Below are 17,463 nucleotides of genomic sequence, written 5' to 3' on the forward strand. Positions count from 1 at the left end.
CCTGTCACGGGGCCAGACTTGGCCTCGTGAGGGGTAGCTCCCATGTCATGAGTTTCAATTTTTCTGGTCGACTCAACGCGTGCAGCAACTGTTTTGCCGTGCACAGATCTGCTGAATCAAAGCCTTCAGTAAATCGGCAATACACCGATTGAAGCAGGTCGCCTGCTTCGGTAATCCGACCCTGCAGCAGTTGCAAACGAGTCAAGGAAATGGCTGCTCGTAATTCCCAAGCCAATGCTGATTGGCGTGCTGCGCAAGCCAGTGATCGATTCAAGTATTGCTCGGCCAATGCCAGATCTGGATTCGGGCGCAATGCGTACAATTCGGCGATGACGCGCAGGATCTCGGGCGTATCAAATGTCTCTCCGACGTTCTCCATCATCTCTAGCGCGCCGCCAGCGACTTCCAGTGCATTGGCATACCTGCCTTTGGCTGCGAATCCTTCTGCAAGGCTTTTCACAAACATGGTTGTGAGCACCTGGTGGTTTCCGATGCTGAGCACATTCAAGCAATCGTGCAGAAGGTGGATGCCTGCATCAACTTGGCCTTGGCAAATCAGAAGGATGCCTTTCAATCCTAAGCCTGCCGCATGATCGGTCTCGAAGGCGTTTTGTTGTGCTTTTGACAGGAGCTTATCAATCGTATTTTGGGCTGCCTTCCAGTCGCCAATCCACAAGAAAACTGTCGTTAGATAGATCTTTGAAAGACAGATGGTAGCGGGATGTCGCAGGTTGTATGCATCCTCCAGAGCTTGTCTGCCAATATGTACAGCTTGATCCGGGTAGCCACGCAACCATAGAACTCTAGCCAGGGAGGCCAGCGCGCGAATGCGATAGTCATAACCGAAGGAGAAGTCATCACCCGTTACTTTCAATAACCCAGGATTTGACTTCGTTCTGCATGATCGCAACCCCCACTCCTTCTGACCGAAAGGATGATTTTCTTCACCCAGTGTCCATTGCATCATGGCGATCTCTTTAGGGTCAGTGATTCGCGCGCCAAGACTCAAATTTTGCTGGTGACTCTTTCTGTGCCCGCTGAATTCACCAGCGCTTTTCGTAACGAAATTTCGGGGTGGAGGAAAGAGGACATCATCTAGATTCTCGACGTATTTAAAACCCCTTTCGCGAGTAGTGGGCGATGCATGCAGAGTGCCTGACGTGAGCATTGAGGACATCGAGAACGTCCCATCCTGCACCCTTCGCGGAGAGGTTCCGTTAGCGACTTCCATTCGTGCGGCCAAGGCCCGCTCGCTCCAGCGTCGGCATTCATCGAGCATCGATAGACCAACGAAAAGCGGGGCGGATGCCGCCGCGAGACGAATGCCGAGCAGTGCGTTTCCATGCTCGGAAAATGCCCATTCCAGAGTTGTGCAAATATTTCCCAACTGTTCGATGTAGCGTTGAATTCGCTGGTATTCCGGGAGCGTCTCACCTGGTACGTTGAGCCTCTCAAGGAGCGAAATCAGGTAGATGGCATGACGTTCGGTGGTCAAGTCGACTTCACCGCTCGCTCTTAATTTTTCCAGCGCATAGGCCCGCATCGTATGTGGCAGCCGGTAGCGCATGGATCGATCGGCACGTTCAGCAAGGATCAAAGACTTTGTGACTAGCCGCCCAATAGCGTCAATGACCAGGGACTCATCGATTTGCGATTTGACTATCTCCGTGACCATTTCAAGGGAGAAGACACCGGTCAGGACTGACAGTCGCCGTAGCACCATAGCCTCGGTTTCAGACAGCAGGTCACAGCTCCAATCGAACATCGCCCTAAGCGTTTGATGGCGTGGCAGTGCTGTACGCCGACCGTCCCAAAACAGGCTGACACGATTGTTGAGCAGCTCCGCGATGCCCCGGATGCCATAGGCTTCAACCTGGCCAGCAACCAACTCTATGGCCAAGGCAATTCCATCAAGTTTGCGACAGATGTGACCCACCACTGGCGCGTCGCCATCAGTCAGGATGTATGCGTTGTCGTTGTTATGAACTCGCTCGACAAGCAGCTGCACCGCCGCAAACGTTAACGCGCTCGCCGCCGTTAATCCCCGCAGCTCTGGCGGACAGGCTAGAGGGCACAACCGATAGAGGTGCTCACCTTCAGCCCGTAACGGTTCGCGACTGGTGACCAGAATGTGCACTTGCTCAGTTTGCGCATATAGTTTTTCCGCAAGGCGGGTGGTGGCAACTATGACGTGATCACAGCTGTCCAGCACCAGCAGTAATCGCTTGCCTCGCAGACAGGTAATCAACGCCTCAAGGACATCGTTACCGCGACACTGAATGCCCAATGCGGATGCCAGTGTTCCCGCTAATAAACTCGGATCAGTGATTGCACTCAAATCCTGAAAGAGCAGTTGCCCCTGGAAATGTGGCGCCAAATGGTGGGCCGCTGCCAATGCAACAGTGGTCTTGCCCATACCGCCAGGGCCGCAAATCGTTACGAATCGGTGAGACTCGATTAGGTCGGCGACTGCAGGCACGGTTTCGTCACGACCTATCATGCGTATCAGGCGTGGAGGCAGTTCGCCGACTGGGCACTGGTACGATGTTTGTGCGCTGTCAGAGCTTGGAGCGTGGGATATAGAAGCTACGAAGCTGTAGCCACGACCGGGAATGTTGGTGATATAGCTCACGTCGTTTTCGGCACATGACAATACTTTTCGCAACGCAGAAATGTGCACACGCAGACAGCTCTCATCCACGATCACGTCCTGCCAAACCGTTCTAATCAGATCGCGGTTGCTGACCACTTCACCCGCATGTTCAACCAGTGCAATAAGCACGTCGAGGGCGCGGCTACCCAGATCTATCGGGGTTCCGCTTTTCAATAACAGTCTTTGGGAAGGGAGCAGATGAAAGTGGCCGAAGATTATCGACTGGGGGCTTTGCGCATCCAATGAACCAGGCACTGACCTGTTCATGATCCGCAAGCTCGCGCGGTTTGGCGCTGGGTGTTTCGATCAATTGATCGGGGACGTGACTCGATAGCTGAGGCCATATTCATGGGCATCACTGACGGTGGGTGAACTTACCTTGGCAGCCCACTGTGTAGCGTCCGTGACTCCAGTTCCAAGCGTGCCGTACTGATAGCTCCCTGTGTAAAATTTTATTCATTCTGCAGTGTAGGCGTCGTGTGCGGCTTGGGTGATGAAATTTGTAACTCACAGCCTGAATCGGCTGATGTGCCTTGCTGAATGGGTAGGCAGAGCGCGCAGTCGTCGGACATTGAAATACTTTGGAATCAGGTTTTCTGAATTCTCAGGTTTAGCCTGACGTGACGATTGGACATTACTTCAGATTAGACTGCGCGTTGTCTGTGATGGTGGGTGTTAACTCAGCCCGTGCTGCATCCACCACCTTCCACCAGGTACGTCGCCACACGCCGTACACCTTTGGAGTCTTCATACACCATCTCGGCTTGCACGACCCCGCAGGCGTTGCTGGTATCAGAAGTGCTGATGGTTTTCGCTACATCCGAAGGGAAGCCAGTGCGCCCGGTCTGTGCATCATTGGCGGCGAACGCGCTACCTGCAGCAACGGTGAGGAACAACGCAATAATGGTTTTCATGGTTTTCATGGGCTTTTCTCTAGTCAGTATTGAGTGATGGCCCGCACGAAGGGCGCGGGCCGGCACCCGTTTAGAAAGGGCGCAGCGGCAGAAACTTACCGTCGAGGGTAATCACAGCACGGTGACCGCCTTCCGGGTCTTCGACTTTCTTCATGTTCAGCTTGAAGTTGATCGCGCTGATGATGCCGTCGCCGAACTGTTCATGAACCAGGGCTTTGAGGGTGGTGCCGTAGATCTGGATCATTTCGTAGAAGCGATAAATGGTCGGATCGGTGGGGACACCCGACAGGCTGCCGCGCAGCGGGATGATCTGTAGATGCGCTACGGAATAGGCATCCAGGTCCAGTTTGTCGCCAATCACTTTGGCCGCTTTTTCTGGCAGAGGGTGCTGACCGAGCAGGGCTGCGGTGACGTAAGCCAGGCCAAGACCGGTGCCTTCAGCCAAGTCTTCAAAGGACAGGTTTTTGCGGGCTTTGGCTTCCAGAATTTCGGCGGTCAGTTCAAGGCTGGTGTCGTTGTAAGCGTGAGACTGTTGCATGTGTATCTCCTATCGGTTTTGCTGGGTTGGTATTGCTTGGGTGTGAAGCAATCCTCTGCCGATAGACCGATAGCGTCCAAGACCGATATACAATGCAGCACATAAGCAGTGCCTATAGAGGGGAGTTGCCATGCTGCTAAGACATTTGCGGTATCTGTTGGCGGTCGCGGATAACGGCGGCTTCACCCGTGCCGCGCAAGTGCTGCATGTTTCCCAGCCCACGTTGTCGCAACAGATCCGGCAGTTGGAAGAAACGCTCGGAGTTGTTTTGTTCGACCGAACCTCGCGCACGGTCAAGGCGACCGATGCAGGGCAGGCCTATATCGAATGCGCACGTCGCGTGTTGGTAGAGTTAGCGGCTGGTAAGCGAGCACTTCACGATGTGAAGGATTTGTCTCGCGGCACCCTGCGCCTGGCAATGACTCCGACTTTTATGGCGTATCTCGTCGGCCCGCTGGTTCGGGACTACACGGCTCTCTATCCCAACATTCATCTGGAGATTTTTGAGTTGTCGATGGGCGATATCGAAACCGGGTTGGCGGATGATTCCCTGGATATCGCCATTGCATTTGATCAAGTCAGGAATGCCGACATCGAATCGATCCCTGCATTTATCGAGTCCTTGGGGCTGATGGTCGGGCGAGATCACCCGCTATACGAATGCAAGAGCGCGCTGACTTCGGAGCAGGTTGCTCAGCTGGAGTTCGCGCTCCTGACACCCAACTTCGTCACGCGGGTCTGTATTGATGAATACTTCGCAAAAACCAACATCACGCCGAAGGTTGTGATTGAGGTCAACTCGGTTAATACATTGCTCGAGGTCATTCGGCATACGCCTGTTGCCACGATTCTTCCGGAAGCTATCGCCACCCAGGACCGTGCCCTTCGAAAAATAGCGCTGGTAGGAAAGGGGCCGCATCGCGGGGCCGCGTTGCTGCGGCGCAAAAACAATTATCACAGTGCAGCGTCGGTCGCTTTTATGAGCTTGATGCTGGGAAAGGACGTGGACCCGTAAAACCCGACATTCAGGAAGCTGGTATTCATCATTTCAGCCTGCGGAATGCTGGATTGTAAAAGCTGGTCATTCCTGTGTTTGAGAGGGGAGGAGAAGATAGCTTCCTCGACGCGATAACCGGGTCGAACTCAAACAACAATCGGAGTACGTCATGTCCCAGCAAGCGATCAAACTTTATCGTCACCCTTTGTCCGGTCACGCTCATCGTGTCGAATTGATGTTGTCCCTGCTTGGCTTACCAACCGAACTTGTTTTTGTAGACTTGATGAAAGGCGCGCACAAAACCCCTGAGTTTTTGGCTCGCAATAGTTTTGGGCAAGTGCCCGTGATCGATGACAACGGCACCGTCCTGGCGGACTCCAACGCAATTCTGGTTTATCTCGCCGCCAAATACGGTAAAGGGCAATGGTTGCCAAGCGATCCAGTCGATCAAGCCAACGTTCAACGCTGGCTGTCGGTGGCCGCCGGTCAGATCAATTCCGGCCCTGCCACTGCCCGGTTGATCACCGTTTTCGGAGCAGGTTATGACGCGGAAGAGGCCATCAAACGTTCTCATGGCTTGCTTAAAGTCATGGAAGAAGAGCTGGGGCGCAACACCTTTCTGGCTGGCGATAAGCCAACCATCGCTGATGTTGCCGCTTACACCTATGTGTCCCATGCGCCGGAAGGTAACGTCGCACTCACTGACTACCCGAATGTCCGTGCCTGGCTGAGCCGTATCGAAGCTCTGCCGAACTTCGTTGGCATGCAACGCACCGCGAAAGGCTTGCAAGAAGCGTGATTCAAAACAAAGGGGCTTGCCGAAATGACTTCCGGCAAGCCCCTTTTTTATTTTTTCCGCAGTTTTTCCCTGCAAATAGCATTTTTTTGCAAAAACCTCCGGCACATAACGTGCGAAAGACGCTATCGCCAACAATACTGCCAGATTGAGCTGTAAGCGTTCGCAATCACATACCTCGTTGTTCTTTGATCAAGAGAGGGTCGCCCATGGATCGCTTTCATGAGATGCAGATTTTTATGGCGGTGGCCGAGGAGGAAGGTTTTGCCGCCGCGGCGCGTCGGTTGAATATCTCGCCTCCCAGCGTGACCCGTGCAATCGCCGCGATGGAAGAACGAATTGGCACCCAACTCCTTTCCCGAACGACCCGCAGCTTGCACCTGACTGAAGCAGGGCAACGCTATCTGGAAGATTGTCGACGGATACTGAACGAAGTCGATGAAGCTGAGGAGGCCGCCGCCGACAGCTATTCGATACCGCGCGGGCACTTGACAGTAACCGCTCCGGTTATGTTTGGTGAGCTGTACATAGCGCCGCTGTTGGCGGAGTACCTGGACCAGTTTCCCTCTGTGCATCTCAATGCTTTGCTGGTCGACCGCGTAGTGAGCATGGCTGACGAAGGCGTAGACGTGGCAATACGCATCGGGCATTTGCATGAGAACAATCAGCACGCCATCAAAGTTGGTGAAGTGCGACAGGTAATATGTGCCGCACCTGCTTATTTTGAGCAGTACGGCAGGCCGCAGCACCCTGGAGAGTTGAGTACAGCCAACATTGTCATGTCGTCCGCCAGCCACCTCTTGAGCGATTGGCAATTTGTGAATGAAGGCAATGCACTGAGCTTTCGTTTTGAACCACGGTTGGTGGTAACCGCGAATCAGGCAGCAATCAATATTGCTTGTTTGGGCTGGGGGCTCACTCGTGTTTTGTCCTACCAGGTAGCCGGTCATGTTGCTAATGGCGGGCTGGAGGTGGTGCTCCAGGAGTTTGAGCCACCAGCGCTACCGATTCAGGTGGTTTACCAAAAAAACAATCGAGTGCCCGCGAAGGTTCGTACGTTTGTTAATTTTCTCGCGGACCGACTTGGCCAGGATGCCGCCCTGAAGCCCGTTGTGAAGAGCGCAGACTGATGGATCGCTATCATGAGATGCAGATGTTTGAGGCATTGTCCGAACGTCCCAGCCTCGCCTCAGCAGCACGCCGTCTTGATGTATCCGGTCCGACGGTCGTTCGTGCCATTGCTCGGCTGGAGGCGCGGCTGGGAGTAGCGTTGTTGGTGCGTAGTACGCGAGGGGTCGCGTTGACCGAGGCCGGTGCAGCTTTCATGGTGGATTGTTCGCGCATTCTCAAGGAGATTGAGGAGGCTGAAGCTTCTGCCAAGGGGCTGCATGTCGAAGCTCAAGGCAATCTGAAGGTGATGTTGCCATTGCTTTTCAGCCGGTATGTCATGACATCGATGTTGGCAAATTATATGAGCATGTATCCGGCGGTCAGGGTATTCGCCCAATACCATGATCGGTTTCCGAACATGAATGAGGATGGGCTGGACGTCGCGGTGTTGGTGGGCAACTTGCCAAATTCGTCTTTGATTGCGCGGCCTGTCGGTCATGTGCGTTCAATCGTATGTGGCAGCCCTGCTTACCTTGCAAGACAGGGTGAACCACAAGTACCTGAGGACCTCAGGCATCATCGATTGGTTGCCACGCACGCTTATCGAGACAAGGTTCAGTGGGACTTTCAACAGCAAGGAGAGCTAAATGCCATCAAGGCTCGTACGCGGTTGAGTTGTGCCACCGTGCAGGCAGCCATCGATGCGACAGCTCACGGTGCAGGACTGACGCGCTGCCTCAGCTATCCGTTGTACGACTATTTGAATAGCGGGCAATTGCGTCGTGTTTTACAAGCCTATGAGTTACCCGCGTTGCCCGTGCATGTGGTCTACCGCGAGGGGCGCAAAGCATCGATGCGTGTGCGCAGTTTTGTCGATTTCATCGTCGACGGCCTCCGCGAGCATCCGGCCATGCGCGCGGATGCTCCCTGAGTTAATGCCTCTGGTTACTTTGCGGTAGCTGTCGTTTCAATCACGCTGGCAACGGCTTTCGGATTGGACACCATCACAACGTGGGACGCGCCTTTGACCGCAACGGTCTTTTGGGCGTGCGCCCGCTCAGCGATAAACGCCTGTGCCTGTGCAGGAATGTTCTTGTCTTTATGAGCGTTTCAGTGAGCGAAACAGTGGATTGTATTTTTTGGCCGTTCTCCGAATAGCGGTTAAAGCGGAGCATGCACCCACACACTCAGACAGATATTCACACCCGCCGATGGAGGCTATTTCCTGATGAAACGCGTGCTTATGTTGTTGGCCAATGGCGTTGAGCCTCTCGAAATGGCGGCCTTTACCGATGTGCTTGGCTGGGCCGATTTAATCGGTGATGACTCTATTGAATTGGTCAACGCCGGCCTTCGTAGAACAATCGTTACCACGTTTGGGCTCACCCTGACCCCGCGCTTCTTACTGAATGAACTGGATTTGAGCAGCTTTGATGCGTTGGCATTACCCGGTGGTTTTGAACCCGCGGGTTTTTACGAGGAAGCACTAAGCGAACCCTTTCTGGACACCATCCGCCACTTTGTCGAGGCCGGTAAACCAGTGGCCAGTGTCTGTGTGTCTTCGGTATGCCTGGGCGTCGCTGGAGTGCTGCGGGGAAGAAGTGCCACGACCTACCACCAGGAAGGTGGCAAACGAAAAAGTCAGCTGCTTGAGACCGGTGCTCATTTCGTAGACCGGCCGTTGATCGTCGATAACAACATCATCACCTCAAGCGGGCCAGGCACTGCTACCGAAGTCGCGTTTCTGCTGCTGGAGAAACTGACCAGCGCTGAAAACTCTGCGCATGTCCGCAAAAAAATGCGCTTTGCGACCCCGTCTCAAGAATGGTTCGAGACACCCCAAGTCCCCTGATTCAAACACTTCGCTCTGTACCCATAATTTATTTAGGTAACTGTATGACTGGCACTGCACTCATCGTCGTTGACATCCAGAATGACTATTTTTCTGGCGGTAAATGGGAACTCAATGCTACCGACGCGGCCGCTGACAATGCTGCTCGTGTGATCGGTGCGGCACGTGAACGGGGGGATTTAGTCGTCCATATCCGTCACGAAACCTTAGCCCCCAATGCGCCGTTTTTTGTCCCGGGAACCGAAGGTGCGCAGTTGCACGAGAAGGTGCGCAACCTCGCGGACGAGTTGGTTATCGTCAAACACTTCATGAACCCGTACCGCGAAACTGAACTGCTTCATGTGCTTGAACACAACGAGATCGAACGGGTCACGGTGGTCGGAAACATGAGCCACATGTGTATTGATGCTGTCACTCGCGCGTCTGACGACTTCGGTTTCGAGACGACGGTTATTCACGATGCCTGTACGACTCACGACCTGGAGTTCAATCACGTCAAGGTTCCTGCACCTCTGGTGCATGCGGCTTTCATGGCGGCCCTGCAATTTGGTTACGCCAAGGTGCTAAGCGCAGATGAGTATCTGGCCTAGTTTTTTTGCTGTTTTGCCCAGAGGTCAAACAAATGTCCAATCTCTCTAGCGCTGTGGATTACTACTACTGGCCAACGCCCAACGGGCAGAAAGTCGCCATCTTTCTTGAAGAGTCGGGACTGCCTTATACCTCTCACCCAATCAACATCAGCAAGGGTGAACAGTTTTCTGCCGAGTACACCCGCCTTTCGCCGAATCAGCGCATTCCGGCTATCGTCGATAGCGAGGCTGGCGTGTCAGTTTTTGAGTCGGGTGCCATTTTGTTGTACCTGGCACAACGGCACAGGCAATTTATCCCTGCTGATAACCAACAGGCGGCTGAAGTCCTGCAGTGGCTGTTCTGGCAGGCGGCGAGTTTGGGCCCAATCCTGGGGCAGACTGTGTTTTTCCTGAATTTTGCTTCCGAACATGTCCCGCTCGCGGTGGCGAGATTCAGTAAAGAGACGGAGCGCCTTTACGGGGTGTTGGAGAAACAGCTGACTGAGCAACCGTACATCGCCGGCGAGTATTCGATAGCCGACATGGCGATTTACCCTTGGGTGCTTCAGTACGACAAACAAGGAATAACACTCGATGGATACCCGCACATAGCCGCGTGGTTAGCCAAAATCAGTGCGCGTCCAGCCGTGATTCGTGCCTACGCTAAAGGGGAGTTAATTCGCCCCTCGGGACAAACCGAGCAAGACAGGAAAAAGCTCTATGAGCTTCCTTAGCTCATTCGTTGTTGTTAGTGAGTGTGTTAGCTCAAAGGCCCTTTCAAGCCTTCGAGCCCGCGAAGTATTTGCAGGCCGTGGGCCTGCGAAACGCTGAGTTGATGATCACCGGTAAGCGCGAGTTTGACCCGCCGCCGGGAAACATCTTTCCTCGCTGAACGGCGAGTGAAATGCACCTGTTTACGAATGTGAATACGTAGAGGTGATCATGAGTCAGACAGACGGGCTGGGGGAATCACCCTGGCATGAAGGCGAACGGCACTTGCAAGAAAGCGTTGGCGTCGCGCAGGTCATGGAGGCAAATGGGCGCAGGGTCGTACGCGACTTTATGCCAGACCAACATCGACTGTTCTATAGCCAACTCCCGTATTTGATTTTGGGTGCTGTCGATGAGAACGGCACTCCTTGGGCAACACTTGTCGAAGGCTCCCCAGGCTTTGCCCATTCTCCCGATCCGCGTGTGCTTCAAATCGACTGCCTACCTGCGGACGGTGACCCTGTTAAGTCGGGATTGAAAAAGGGTGACGCTGTCGGGTTATTGGGTATCGACCTGAAGACTCGAAGGCGAAATCGTATGAATGGCAACATCAGCACCGCCTCTCCTGGCGGTTTTGCCATTTCTGTCGTTCACAGTTTCGGTAATTGCCCGCAGTACATCCAGCTACGTAGTGTCGAGCCCGTCAGTCTGGGGCATGCTTGCTCCAATACCGTAGCCGAGCATCTCAATGAACTTGATGAGGCCGCAAAGGAGACGATCAACAAAGCTGATACGTTTTTTGTTGCCAGCTACCTGGACCAGGACGGCAAGCGTTCAGTGGATGTTTCTCACCGGGGCGGCAACCCAGGCTTCGTCAGGATTGAAGGTAACGTTCTGACGATTCCCGATTTTGCGGGCAACCTGCACTTCAATACCTTGGGCAATTTTTTACTCAACCCACGCGCTGGGCTAGTGTTCATCGATTTTGAAACCGGCGATGTACTGCAAGTCGCTGGACGCACCGAAATCATTCTCGACAGCCCGGAGATCGGGGCATTCCAAGGAGCAGAGCGGCTATGGACGCTGACCGTTGAACAGGTGGTTCGACGTCACGCGGTTTTGGCGCTACGTTGGCAGTTTGAGGGCTTTTCACCCAACAGTCTGATGACGGGTAGTTGGGAGCAAACCGCGGGACGTTTACAGGCTGATGCCTTACGTGACAAATGGCGGCAGTTACGGGTAACCCGCATTGTTGATGAAAGCAGCTCAATTCGATCCTTCTACTTTGAACCTGACGATGGTGCAGGCTTGCCGCGCTTTGAGGCTGGCCAGCACTTGCCGGTACGTATTTGCGTGACCGAAGGCGAGGCACCTTTGGTCAGAACTTACAGCCTGTCGGGCGCACCCTCCGACAGTTTTTTTCGCATCAGCGTCAAGCGTGACGGGGTGGTTTCGTCGCATTTGCATGACCGCGTTCAGGTGGGCGATCTGATTGAGGCTCGTGCACCGCAGGGGCGTTTCACCGTTCATGCCGATGAGTATCGGCCCTTGGTGCTATTGGCAGCAGGGGTCGGGATAACGCCCATGCTCTCGATGCTACGTGAGGTGATCTATCAAGGGGAGCGTATCCGGCGCACACGTCCCACCTGGTTTATTCAAAGTGCACGCACTTTGTCTGAACTTGGGTTTCGCGACGAATTGTATGAATTGGCAGTTCGCGCCAAAGATAAAATCCGTGCGTTACGAGTACTCAGTCAACCAGAGCCTCATGCACGCGTAGGCGAACACTATGAAATGGCTGGACGCATCGATGTCGAGTTACTCAAGGCGTTGTTGCCCTTGGACGATTATGATTTTTACCTGTGTGGACCTGGGCCATTTACCCAAGCGCTGTACGACGGATTACGCGAATTGCGCATTGGCGATGATCGTATACATGCAGAGACTTTTGGCCCGTCGACGTTGGTCCGTCAGCGGGATCAATTGACTCCAGCAGTCGAGCAAGTGCCAGCGGCAAGCAGCCCGGTCAAAGTGTTGTTTGCAGGATCGTCTAAAGAGGCACGTTGGGAGCCAGGTGGCGCAAGCTTACTGGAGTTAGCTGAAAGCCGTGGTCTGAATCCAGACTTTAGTTGTCGGGGTGGGTCGTGCGGAACTTGCCGTACCAAACTGATTAGTGGGCAAGTGCACTACTTGAATTTGCCAGCAGAGATGCCGGCCGAAGGGGAAGTGCTGATTTGCTGCGCTGTACCTGCACAAGCCAAGGAGGGCGACGCCCCCCTTGTACTGGATTTGTAATGTGGGTGCCATCGACCGCTCATCCCACCAAGCGTGGGCTGAGCGCTTCGTCGATACCGCCTTCGCTTTCAAGTTGAGCCAGGTCGTCGAACCCGCCTACGTGGTGATTACCGAAAAAGATCTGTGGGACAGTGCGGCGCCCACTTCGGCTAACCATTTCATTCCTCACCGGTGCGGACTGTACGTCGATTTCGGTATAGCGAATGCCTTTGGCATTAAGCAGCTTCTTGGCAGCACGGCAGTAAGGGCAGGTACTGGTGGTGTACATAGTGACTTCAAGCATGGTGGTTACTCCGTAAATAGTTTTGGTGATTAAGCAACGTCTTTTGCAGGACGGGCATGCACGGCAACGGTGGTCGGGTGCTTGGCCAGTGATTTGAACGTTTTGTTGTCGGCATCCAGAGCATCGACTGAACCGGTTCCGATGTCGTAAACCCAACCATGAAGATTCAGCAGACCTTTTTCCTGAGCCAGGCGCACGCTCGGGTGGGTTTGAATATTGGCCAGTTGGGCGATGACGTTTTCCCGGACCATCGAACTTACCTTGGCTGCTTCATTTGCATGAGGGCGCGATTCGTTGATGACTTTCGCTGACTCGGAATGCTGCAACCAGCCAGCAACAGCGGGCAGGTGATCCATGCATTTGCACTTGGCGACAGCGGTCATGGCACCGCAATCGGAATGGCCGCAGATCACGATGTCGGTGACGCCGAGCACAGCGACTGCATATTCGACTGTTGCCGACACACCACCGGGATGCGGGCTGTAGGACGGCACGATGTTTCCGGCGTTACGGATCACGAACAGTTCGCCAGGTTCTTGCTGGGTCAGCAGTTCAGGTACAACGCGGCTATCGGAGCAAGTGATGAACAACGTACCTGGATGCTGGGTGGTTGCCAGGTGTTTGAACAGATCAGTCCGTTGTGGAAATGCGTCCTTTTGGAACTTCAAAATACCGTCGATGAGCGCTTTCATAATGTGAACCTCTGATTGATTGCTAAGTGATGGAATGACGATCAGTTGGTGCAGCCGGCACCGATCACGCTGTATTCCAGAATATGGGTACTACCGTGTGAATCTTTGTAAGTCATTTGCACGGGGGTTGGACCGCACACATCCGCCGCAGGGGTGATGTTGACTACCTTGGCGATATCCAGGTGCATGCCGTAGGCGTATGGAACGGCATTCGGCGTGACCACAGCTTCCTGTGCATAAGCTGACAGCGAAGCCGTCAGGGACAAGGCGAGAAACAGAATTTTTTTCATGACGAATCCTCCAGTCAAAGTTGGTGTTCAATAAAGTTGGTTAGTAAATTTTTTGGAGCAGGCCCGCAGTGGCTGCGGGCCGAATTACAGTTTCATTTGCATCCTTAGAAAGGACGCAGTGGCAGGAACTTGCCGTCGAGGGTGATCACTGCGCGGTGGCCGCCTTCTGGGTCTTCGACTTTCTTCATGTCCAGCTTGAAGTTGATCGCGCTGATGATGCCGTCGCCGAACTGCTCATGAACCAGGGACTTCAGGGTGGTGCCGTAGATCTGGATCATTTCGTAGAAGCGGTAAATGGTCGGATCAGTCGGGACGCCAGACAGGCTGCCGCGCAGCGGGATGACTTGCAGGCGGGCTACCGAGTCGGCGTCCAGGTCCAGTTTTTGGCCAATCACTTTGGCTGCGCTTTCTGGCAGTGGGTGTTGACCGAGCAGAGCGGCGGTGACATAAGCCAGGCCCAGGCCAGTGCCTTCAGCCAGGTCGGCAAAGGACAGACCTTTGTTGGCTTTTGCGTCCAGAATTTCGGCGGTCAGTTGCAGGCTGGTGTCGTTGTAAGCGTGAGACTGTTGCATGGTGGATCTCCTGTCGGGTTTTACTGAGTGGGTGTTGCAAGGTTGGTGTCGCTTGGTGTGAAGCAATGTTCTGCCGATTCACCGATAGCGTCCAAGACCGATATCCAATGCGGCGCATAAGCAGTACCTATGCATGGTGGCTACGGAGGATATGAGCGTGAAAACGTCTGAGATGTTGTTGCTGGTACCCAACGGTTATCCCGTGTGGATCGACGTGCCGCAGGCGACCACGGGAGGTGCGGGCACGGCGATGCGCTTTGTGTTGCCGGTCAATGCCCACAATTTGCCGTTAATGCATCGCCATGAGACGAAACTGGTGGTGGCGCTCAGTGGCGCATTGGAGATTCGTTCGGGTCGACAACGAATTGCGTTGCTCAAAGAAGGCGACGCGGTAAAACTTCATGCCGGAACCGCGCACCGAATCCATCAGCAGGGAGCGTGCCCAAGCACGGTAGGAATTGTGTTGTGGCCTGGAGTGGTTGAGTCGGCTTTTCGCGAGCTGGCTGACGCGGCTAAACACAACACTATTCTGCGTAGCGAGATGGTTGAGATACTTTCCCGCTATGGTGTTGTTTGGACTACTGGTGCTGCGAGAGAAGAGCCTCAAACGCCAATCGTGCGTCCGCTCCAGGAGTGGTTCGCCGAATTGCCAGAGACCGTCGCGAAATTACTGGCACTCAAATGGGCGGCGTTGGGAGACAATCTCGCACAGTAGTCTTTGCGTAGACCTGAAAATCGCGTTGGCAAGCGCATGAGCACTTACCAAATGATCAACTGGGGGCGGCCAACAAAAAAAGCACCGCCCAATTTTCTGCCTGATTACCTTGGTCGAGAAGGTGCACGTTAAAGACCCAAATCAGAAAGGCCAGGATGATCATCAGGACGACGGCCGAGTGGCCAACGGAATTTTCGCTCTGTCTCTTTGATTGGCATATCGTTGATGCAGGCAAAACGATGTGCCATCAGACCGTTTTCAGCGAACTCCCAATTTTCGTTCCCGTAGGAGCGGAACCAATTACCTGAGTCGTCATGCCATTCATAGGTATACCGCACAGCGATGCGATTATCGGTGAACGCCCACAGTTCTTTGATCAGTCGATATTCCAGTTCTTTGTTCCATTTTCTGGTCAAGAACGCAGCGGCCTCTGCGCGATTTGTTGCGAAGTCGACGCGATTTCGCCATTTGGTATCAGGCGTGTAGGCGAGAGAAACCTTTTCCGCATCTCGTGTGTTCCAGCCATCTTCGGCAAGACGGACTTTGAGGATCGCCGTCTCACGAGTGAAAGGTGGTAGCGGTGGACGAGTTTCAGAGTCGGCCATGATTTTTACTCCCGATAGGTTTCCCAGGTTTTCGATAGGAGTTGCTGAGGTTATGCCTTTGTTTCAGGGAACTCTGCGAGTGAAACGAACGTATTTGTTTTTCCGTCAAGCGTGTCAATTGACCCGGTTTCTATGTCATAGACCCAGCCATGCAGGTTCAGTTTTTTTTGCTCTAGAGCGAGTCTGACGCTCGGGTGGGTTTTTAAGTTGGAGAGTTGAGCGATCACGTTTTCTCGAACCATGGAGCTGACGCGCTCTTTATCGGAGGCGTGCGTACGGGTCGCATTCATCACCTTTGCAGACTCCGCGTAGCTCATCCAGGCGGCTACAGCCGGCAGATGGTTCAACGATTTTCCACTTGAAACGGCGGTCATTGCCCCGCAATCGGAGTGCCCGCAGATGACGATATCTTCAACGCCAAGTACCGCAACGGCGTATTCGACAGAGGCCGTCACGCCGCCAGGTTGTGGTCCATAGGACGGCACTATATTTCCAGCATTACGAATAACGAATAGCTCTCCTGGCTCCTGCTGTGTCAGCAATTCCGGAATAACTCTACTGTCCGAACACGTGATAAATAAAACTTTTGGATTTTGAGTCGTGGCAAGGTATTTGAAGAGGTCGGTTCGCTGCGGGAACACTTCTTTTTGAAACTTGATGAAACCTTCAATGAGCGCTTTCATAGGCAAGTTCCGGTGTTTAGGGCATGGGTGGAATTTCGAAGGCCGATGTTAGATTGCTCGTTGAATGCCGTCCAAGAACAAGAAGGAGCAATGATTCATTGGTTATGTTGGATCAATCTAATGTGCGTGCAACTTTCTCTTGGCTGAAAATAAAAGATGGAAGTCCCGCAAAATCCACAGCCAAGTAAAGCAACAATAAGACGTGGGTGGGCGCTATTGTTGATCAGGATATTAAGCAGCCACCTTTGTCGGGCTTATTTCGATCAGCGTTGCATTTTTTTCGCTCAGGTAATGACTAACGCGTGAGCGCAACCAACGCTCTGCGGGATCGTTGTCCAGCGTGGCGCTCCATGACATTGAAAGATCGAGGGCAGGGAGGGGCATCGGAACGGGATCCGCGCGTAATCCACTTTGCCGAGTCATGGCTCTGGCTACGTAATCAGGCACTACGGCTAGCAAATCCGTGCCTTCGAGTAGTGTTTTAAGAGCACTGTATTGTGGAACTGCGAGGACAACTTGACGTTGCCGCCCAAGAGATCCCAACGCTCGGTCAATATAATCGGACGTTTCACCATTGACTGAAACAGAAACGTGCGGTCGATTGCTGTACTCGTTGATGTCCAACGCTCCTGCGTAAGCGTTTGCACTCAAAACGGAAGGGCGGATGCTTCGCAGAAATTTTCGTTTGGCATTGGCGGGAAGCTCACGACAGTGACATACACCCAATGACACCTCACCTGTTGAGAGCTGATGTGCCAGTAATGAGTGATCGGTACGACGCACTACGAAGCTGACTTGAGGGGCTTCCATTCGCAGTTGGCGAAGCAGTTCAGGCAGCAATGAATACTCCACGTCATCGGAGAGCCCTATTCTGAAGACTGTTGCGCTGGTGACAGGATCAAATTCGCTGGTGTTGCCCAGCGCAGCAGCCATGGTGTCCAGCGCTGGGGTTAAAGTACGCTGTATTTCAAATGCTCTGCTCGTAGGCTCCATGGTTCTACCCATGCGAATGAACAGCGGATCATCGAAAAATTGACGCAGTCGATTTAAAGAAGCGCTGATGGCTGATTGGCAAAGAAACAACTTCTCACCGGCACGTGTAAGATTCCTTTCGTGCATCAATGTTTCGAAAACAATCAAAAGGCTGAAGTCGATTTTGCGAAGGTCATTTCTATTCATCGTCATCAC

Annotated in this window: 19 protein-coding genes and 1 pseudogene; 9 read left to right on the forward strand and 11 right to left on the reverse strand. The window is 53.5% G+C overall.

The window, feature by feature from the left end:
• Window positions 1-4: 4 nt before the first annotated feature.
• From BK660_RS18420 to cynS (BK660_RS18430), 3 genes are all read right to left on the reverse strand, one after another.
• Window positions 5-2,908 (reverse strand): winged helix-turn-helix domain-containing protein, encoded by a 2,904-nt coding sequence (locus tag BK660_RS18420; protein WP_185045109.1) that lies wholly within the window; start codon window positions 2,906-2,908, stop codon window positions 5-7.
• A gap of 425 nt (window positions 2,909-3,333) precedes the next feature.
• Complete coding sequence (locus tag BK660_RS18425) at window positions 3,334-3,576, reverse strand: DUF2790 domain-containing protein (RefSeq protein WP_404942946.1); 243 nt, start codon at window positions 3,574-3,576, stop codon at window positions 3,334-3,336.
• 61 nt (window positions 3,577-3,637) lie between these two features.
• Complete coding sequence (gene cynS, locus BK660_RS18430; protein ID WP_123434444.1) at window positions 3,638-4,105, reverse strand: cyanase; 468 nt, start codon at window positions 4,103-4,105, stop codon at window positions 3,638-3,640.
• A gap of 130 nt (window positions 4,106-4,235) precedes the next feature.
• Between cynS (BK660_RS18430) and cynR the strand changes: the two genes are divergently transcribed.
• From cynR to BK660_RS18450, 4 genes are all read left to right on the forward strand, one after another.
• Window positions 4,236-5,120, forward strand: a complete 885-nt coding sequence (cynR, locus tag BK660_RS18435) for a transcriptional regulator CynR (protein ID WP_123434445.1) — start codon at window positions 4,236-4,238, stop codon at window positions 5,118-5,120.
• Window positions 5,121-5,271: 151 nt separating this feature from the next.
• Entirely contained in the window at window positions 5,272-5,901 is a 630-nt protein-coding gene (locus BK660_RS18440) for a glutathione S-transferase family protein (protein ID WP_123434446.1), read from the forward strand.
• A 206-nt stretch (window positions 5,902-6,107) separates the two neighbouring features.
• Window positions 6,108-7,028, forward strand: a complete 921-nt coding sequence (locus BK660_RS18445) for a LysR family transcriptional regulator (protein WP_123434447.1) — start codon at window positions 6,108-6,110, stop codon at window positions 7,026-7,028.
• On the forward strand, window positions 7,028-7,939 hold the full coding sequence (locus tag BK660_RS18450) for a LysR family transcriptional regulator (protein ID WP_123434448.1): 912 nt from the start codon (window positions 7,028-7,030) through the stop codon (window positions 7,937-7,939). Before BK660_RS18445 ends, BK660_RS18450 begins: the two co-directional genes overlap by 1 nt.
• Window positions 7,940-7,953: 14 nt before the next feature.
• Here BK660_RS18450 and BK660_RS33085 read toward each other — a convergent pair.
• Window positions 7,954-8,109 (reverse strand): annotated as a pseudogene (locus BK660_RS33085) (alpha/beta hydrolase); the annotation flags it as partial.
• Window positions 8,110-8,236: 127 nt separating this feature from the next.
• Here BK660_RS33085 and BK660_RS18460 point away from each other — a divergent pair.
• From BK660_RS18460 to BK660_RS18475, 4 genes are all read left to right on the forward strand, one after another.
• Complete coding sequence (locus BK660_RS18460; protein ID WP_123434449.1) at window positions 8,237-8,860, forward strand: DJ-1/PfpI family protein; 624 nt, start codon at window positions 8,237-8,239, stop codon at window positions 8,858-8,860.
• A 44-nt stretch (window positions 8,861-8,904) separates the two neighbouring features.
• Window positions 8,905-9,450, forward strand: a complete 546-nt coding sequence (locus tag BK660_RS18465; protein ID WP_123434450.1) for a cysteine hydrolase family protein — start codon at window positions 8,905-8,907, stop codon at window positions 9,448-9,450.
• A gap of 32 nt (window positions 9,451-9,482) precedes the next feature.
• Complete coding sequence (locus BK660_RS18470; protein WP_123434451.1) at window positions 9,483-10,163, forward strand: glutathione S-transferase family protein; 681 nt, start codon at window positions 9,483-9,485, stop codon at window positions 10,161-10,163.
• A 226-nt stretch (window positions 10,164-10,389) separates the two neighbouring features.
• Entirely contained in the window at window positions 10,390-12,435 is a 2,046-nt protein-coding gene (locus BK660_RS18475; RefSeq protein WP_123434634.1) for a 2Fe-2S iron-sulfur cluster-binding protein, read from the forward strand.
• A 19-nt stretch (window positions 12,436-12,454) separates the two neighbouring features.
• On the opposite strand, the gene grxC is transcribed toward BK660_RS18475, so the two are convergent.
• From grxC to cynS (BK660_RS18495), 4 genes are all read right to left on the reverse strand, one after another.
• Complete coding sequence (grxC, locus tag BK660_RS18480) at window positions 12,455-12,718, reverse strand: glutaredoxin 3 (protein ID WP_123434452.1); 264 nt, start codon at window positions 12,716-12,718, stop codon at window positions 12,455-12,457.
• Between the two features lie 29 nt (window positions 12,719-12,747).
• Window positions 12,748-13,410 (reverse strand): carbonic anhydrase, encoded by a 663-nt coding sequence (locus BK660_RS18485; RefSeq protein WP_123434453.1) that lies wholly within the window; start codon window positions 13,408-13,410, stop codon window positions 12,748-12,750.
• Window positions 13,411-13,451: 41 nt separating this feature from the next.
• Window positions 13,452-13,700 carry a DUF2790 domain-containing protein gene (locus BK660_RS18490; protein WP_123434454.1) on the reverse strand — a complete coding sequence of 83 codons (249 nt, stop codon included), beginning with the start codon at window positions 13,698-13,700 and terminating at the stop codon, window positions 13,452-13,454.
• Window positions 13,701-13,804: 104 nt separating this feature from the next.
• Window positions 13,805-14,272: a cyanase gene (cynS, locus tag BK660_RS18495; RefSeq protein WP_123434455.1), complete on the reverse strand. Its 468-nt coding sequence runs from the start codon at window positions 14,270-14,272 to the stop codon at window positions 13,805-13,807.
• A 157-nt stretch (window positions 14,273-14,429) separates the two neighbouring features.
• On the opposite strand from cynS (BK660_RS18495), the gene BK660_RS18500 reads away from it, so the two are divergent.
• Window positions 14,430-14,987 carry a cupin domain-containing protein gene (locus BK660_RS18500; RefSeq protein WP_148057446.1) on the forward strand — a complete coding sequence of 186 codons (558 nt, stop codon included), beginning with the start codon at window positions 14,430-14,432 and terminating at the stop codon, window positions 14,985-14,987.
• A 128-nt stretch (window positions 14,988-15,115) separates the two neighbouring features.
• On the opposite strand, the gene BK660_RS18505 is transcribed toward BK660_RS18500, so the two are convergent.
• From BK660_RS18505 to BK660_RS18515, 3 genes are all read right to left on the reverse strand, one after another.
• A complete protein-coding gene (locus tag BK660_RS18505) occupies window positions 15,116-15,592 on the reverse strand; it encodes a nuclear transport factor 2 family protein (RefSeq protein ID WP_123434457.1) in 477 nt (158 codons plus the stop codon).
• Between the two features lie 50 nt (window positions 15,593-15,642).
• Window positions 15,643-16,275: a carbonic anhydrase gene (locus BK660_RS18510; protein ID WP_123434458.1), complete on the reverse strand. Its 633-nt coding sequence runs from the start codon at window positions 16,273-16,275 to the stop codon at window positions 15,643-15,645.
• Between the two features lie 231 nt (window positions 16,276-16,506).
• Complete coding sequence (locus BK660_RS18515) at window positions 16,507-17,454, reverse strand: LysR substrate-binding domain-containing protein (protein ID WP_123434459.1); 948 nt, start codon at window positions 17,452-17,454, stop codon at window positions 16,507-16,509.
• Window positions 17,455-17,463 lie beyond the last annotated feature (9 nt).

Source organism: Pseudomonas brassicacearum, from assembly GCF_003732265.1.
Taxonomy (GTDB): Bacteria; Pseudomonadota; Gammaproteobacteria; order Pseudomonadales; family Pseudomonadaceae; genus Aquipseudomonas; species Aquipseudomonas brassicacearum_D.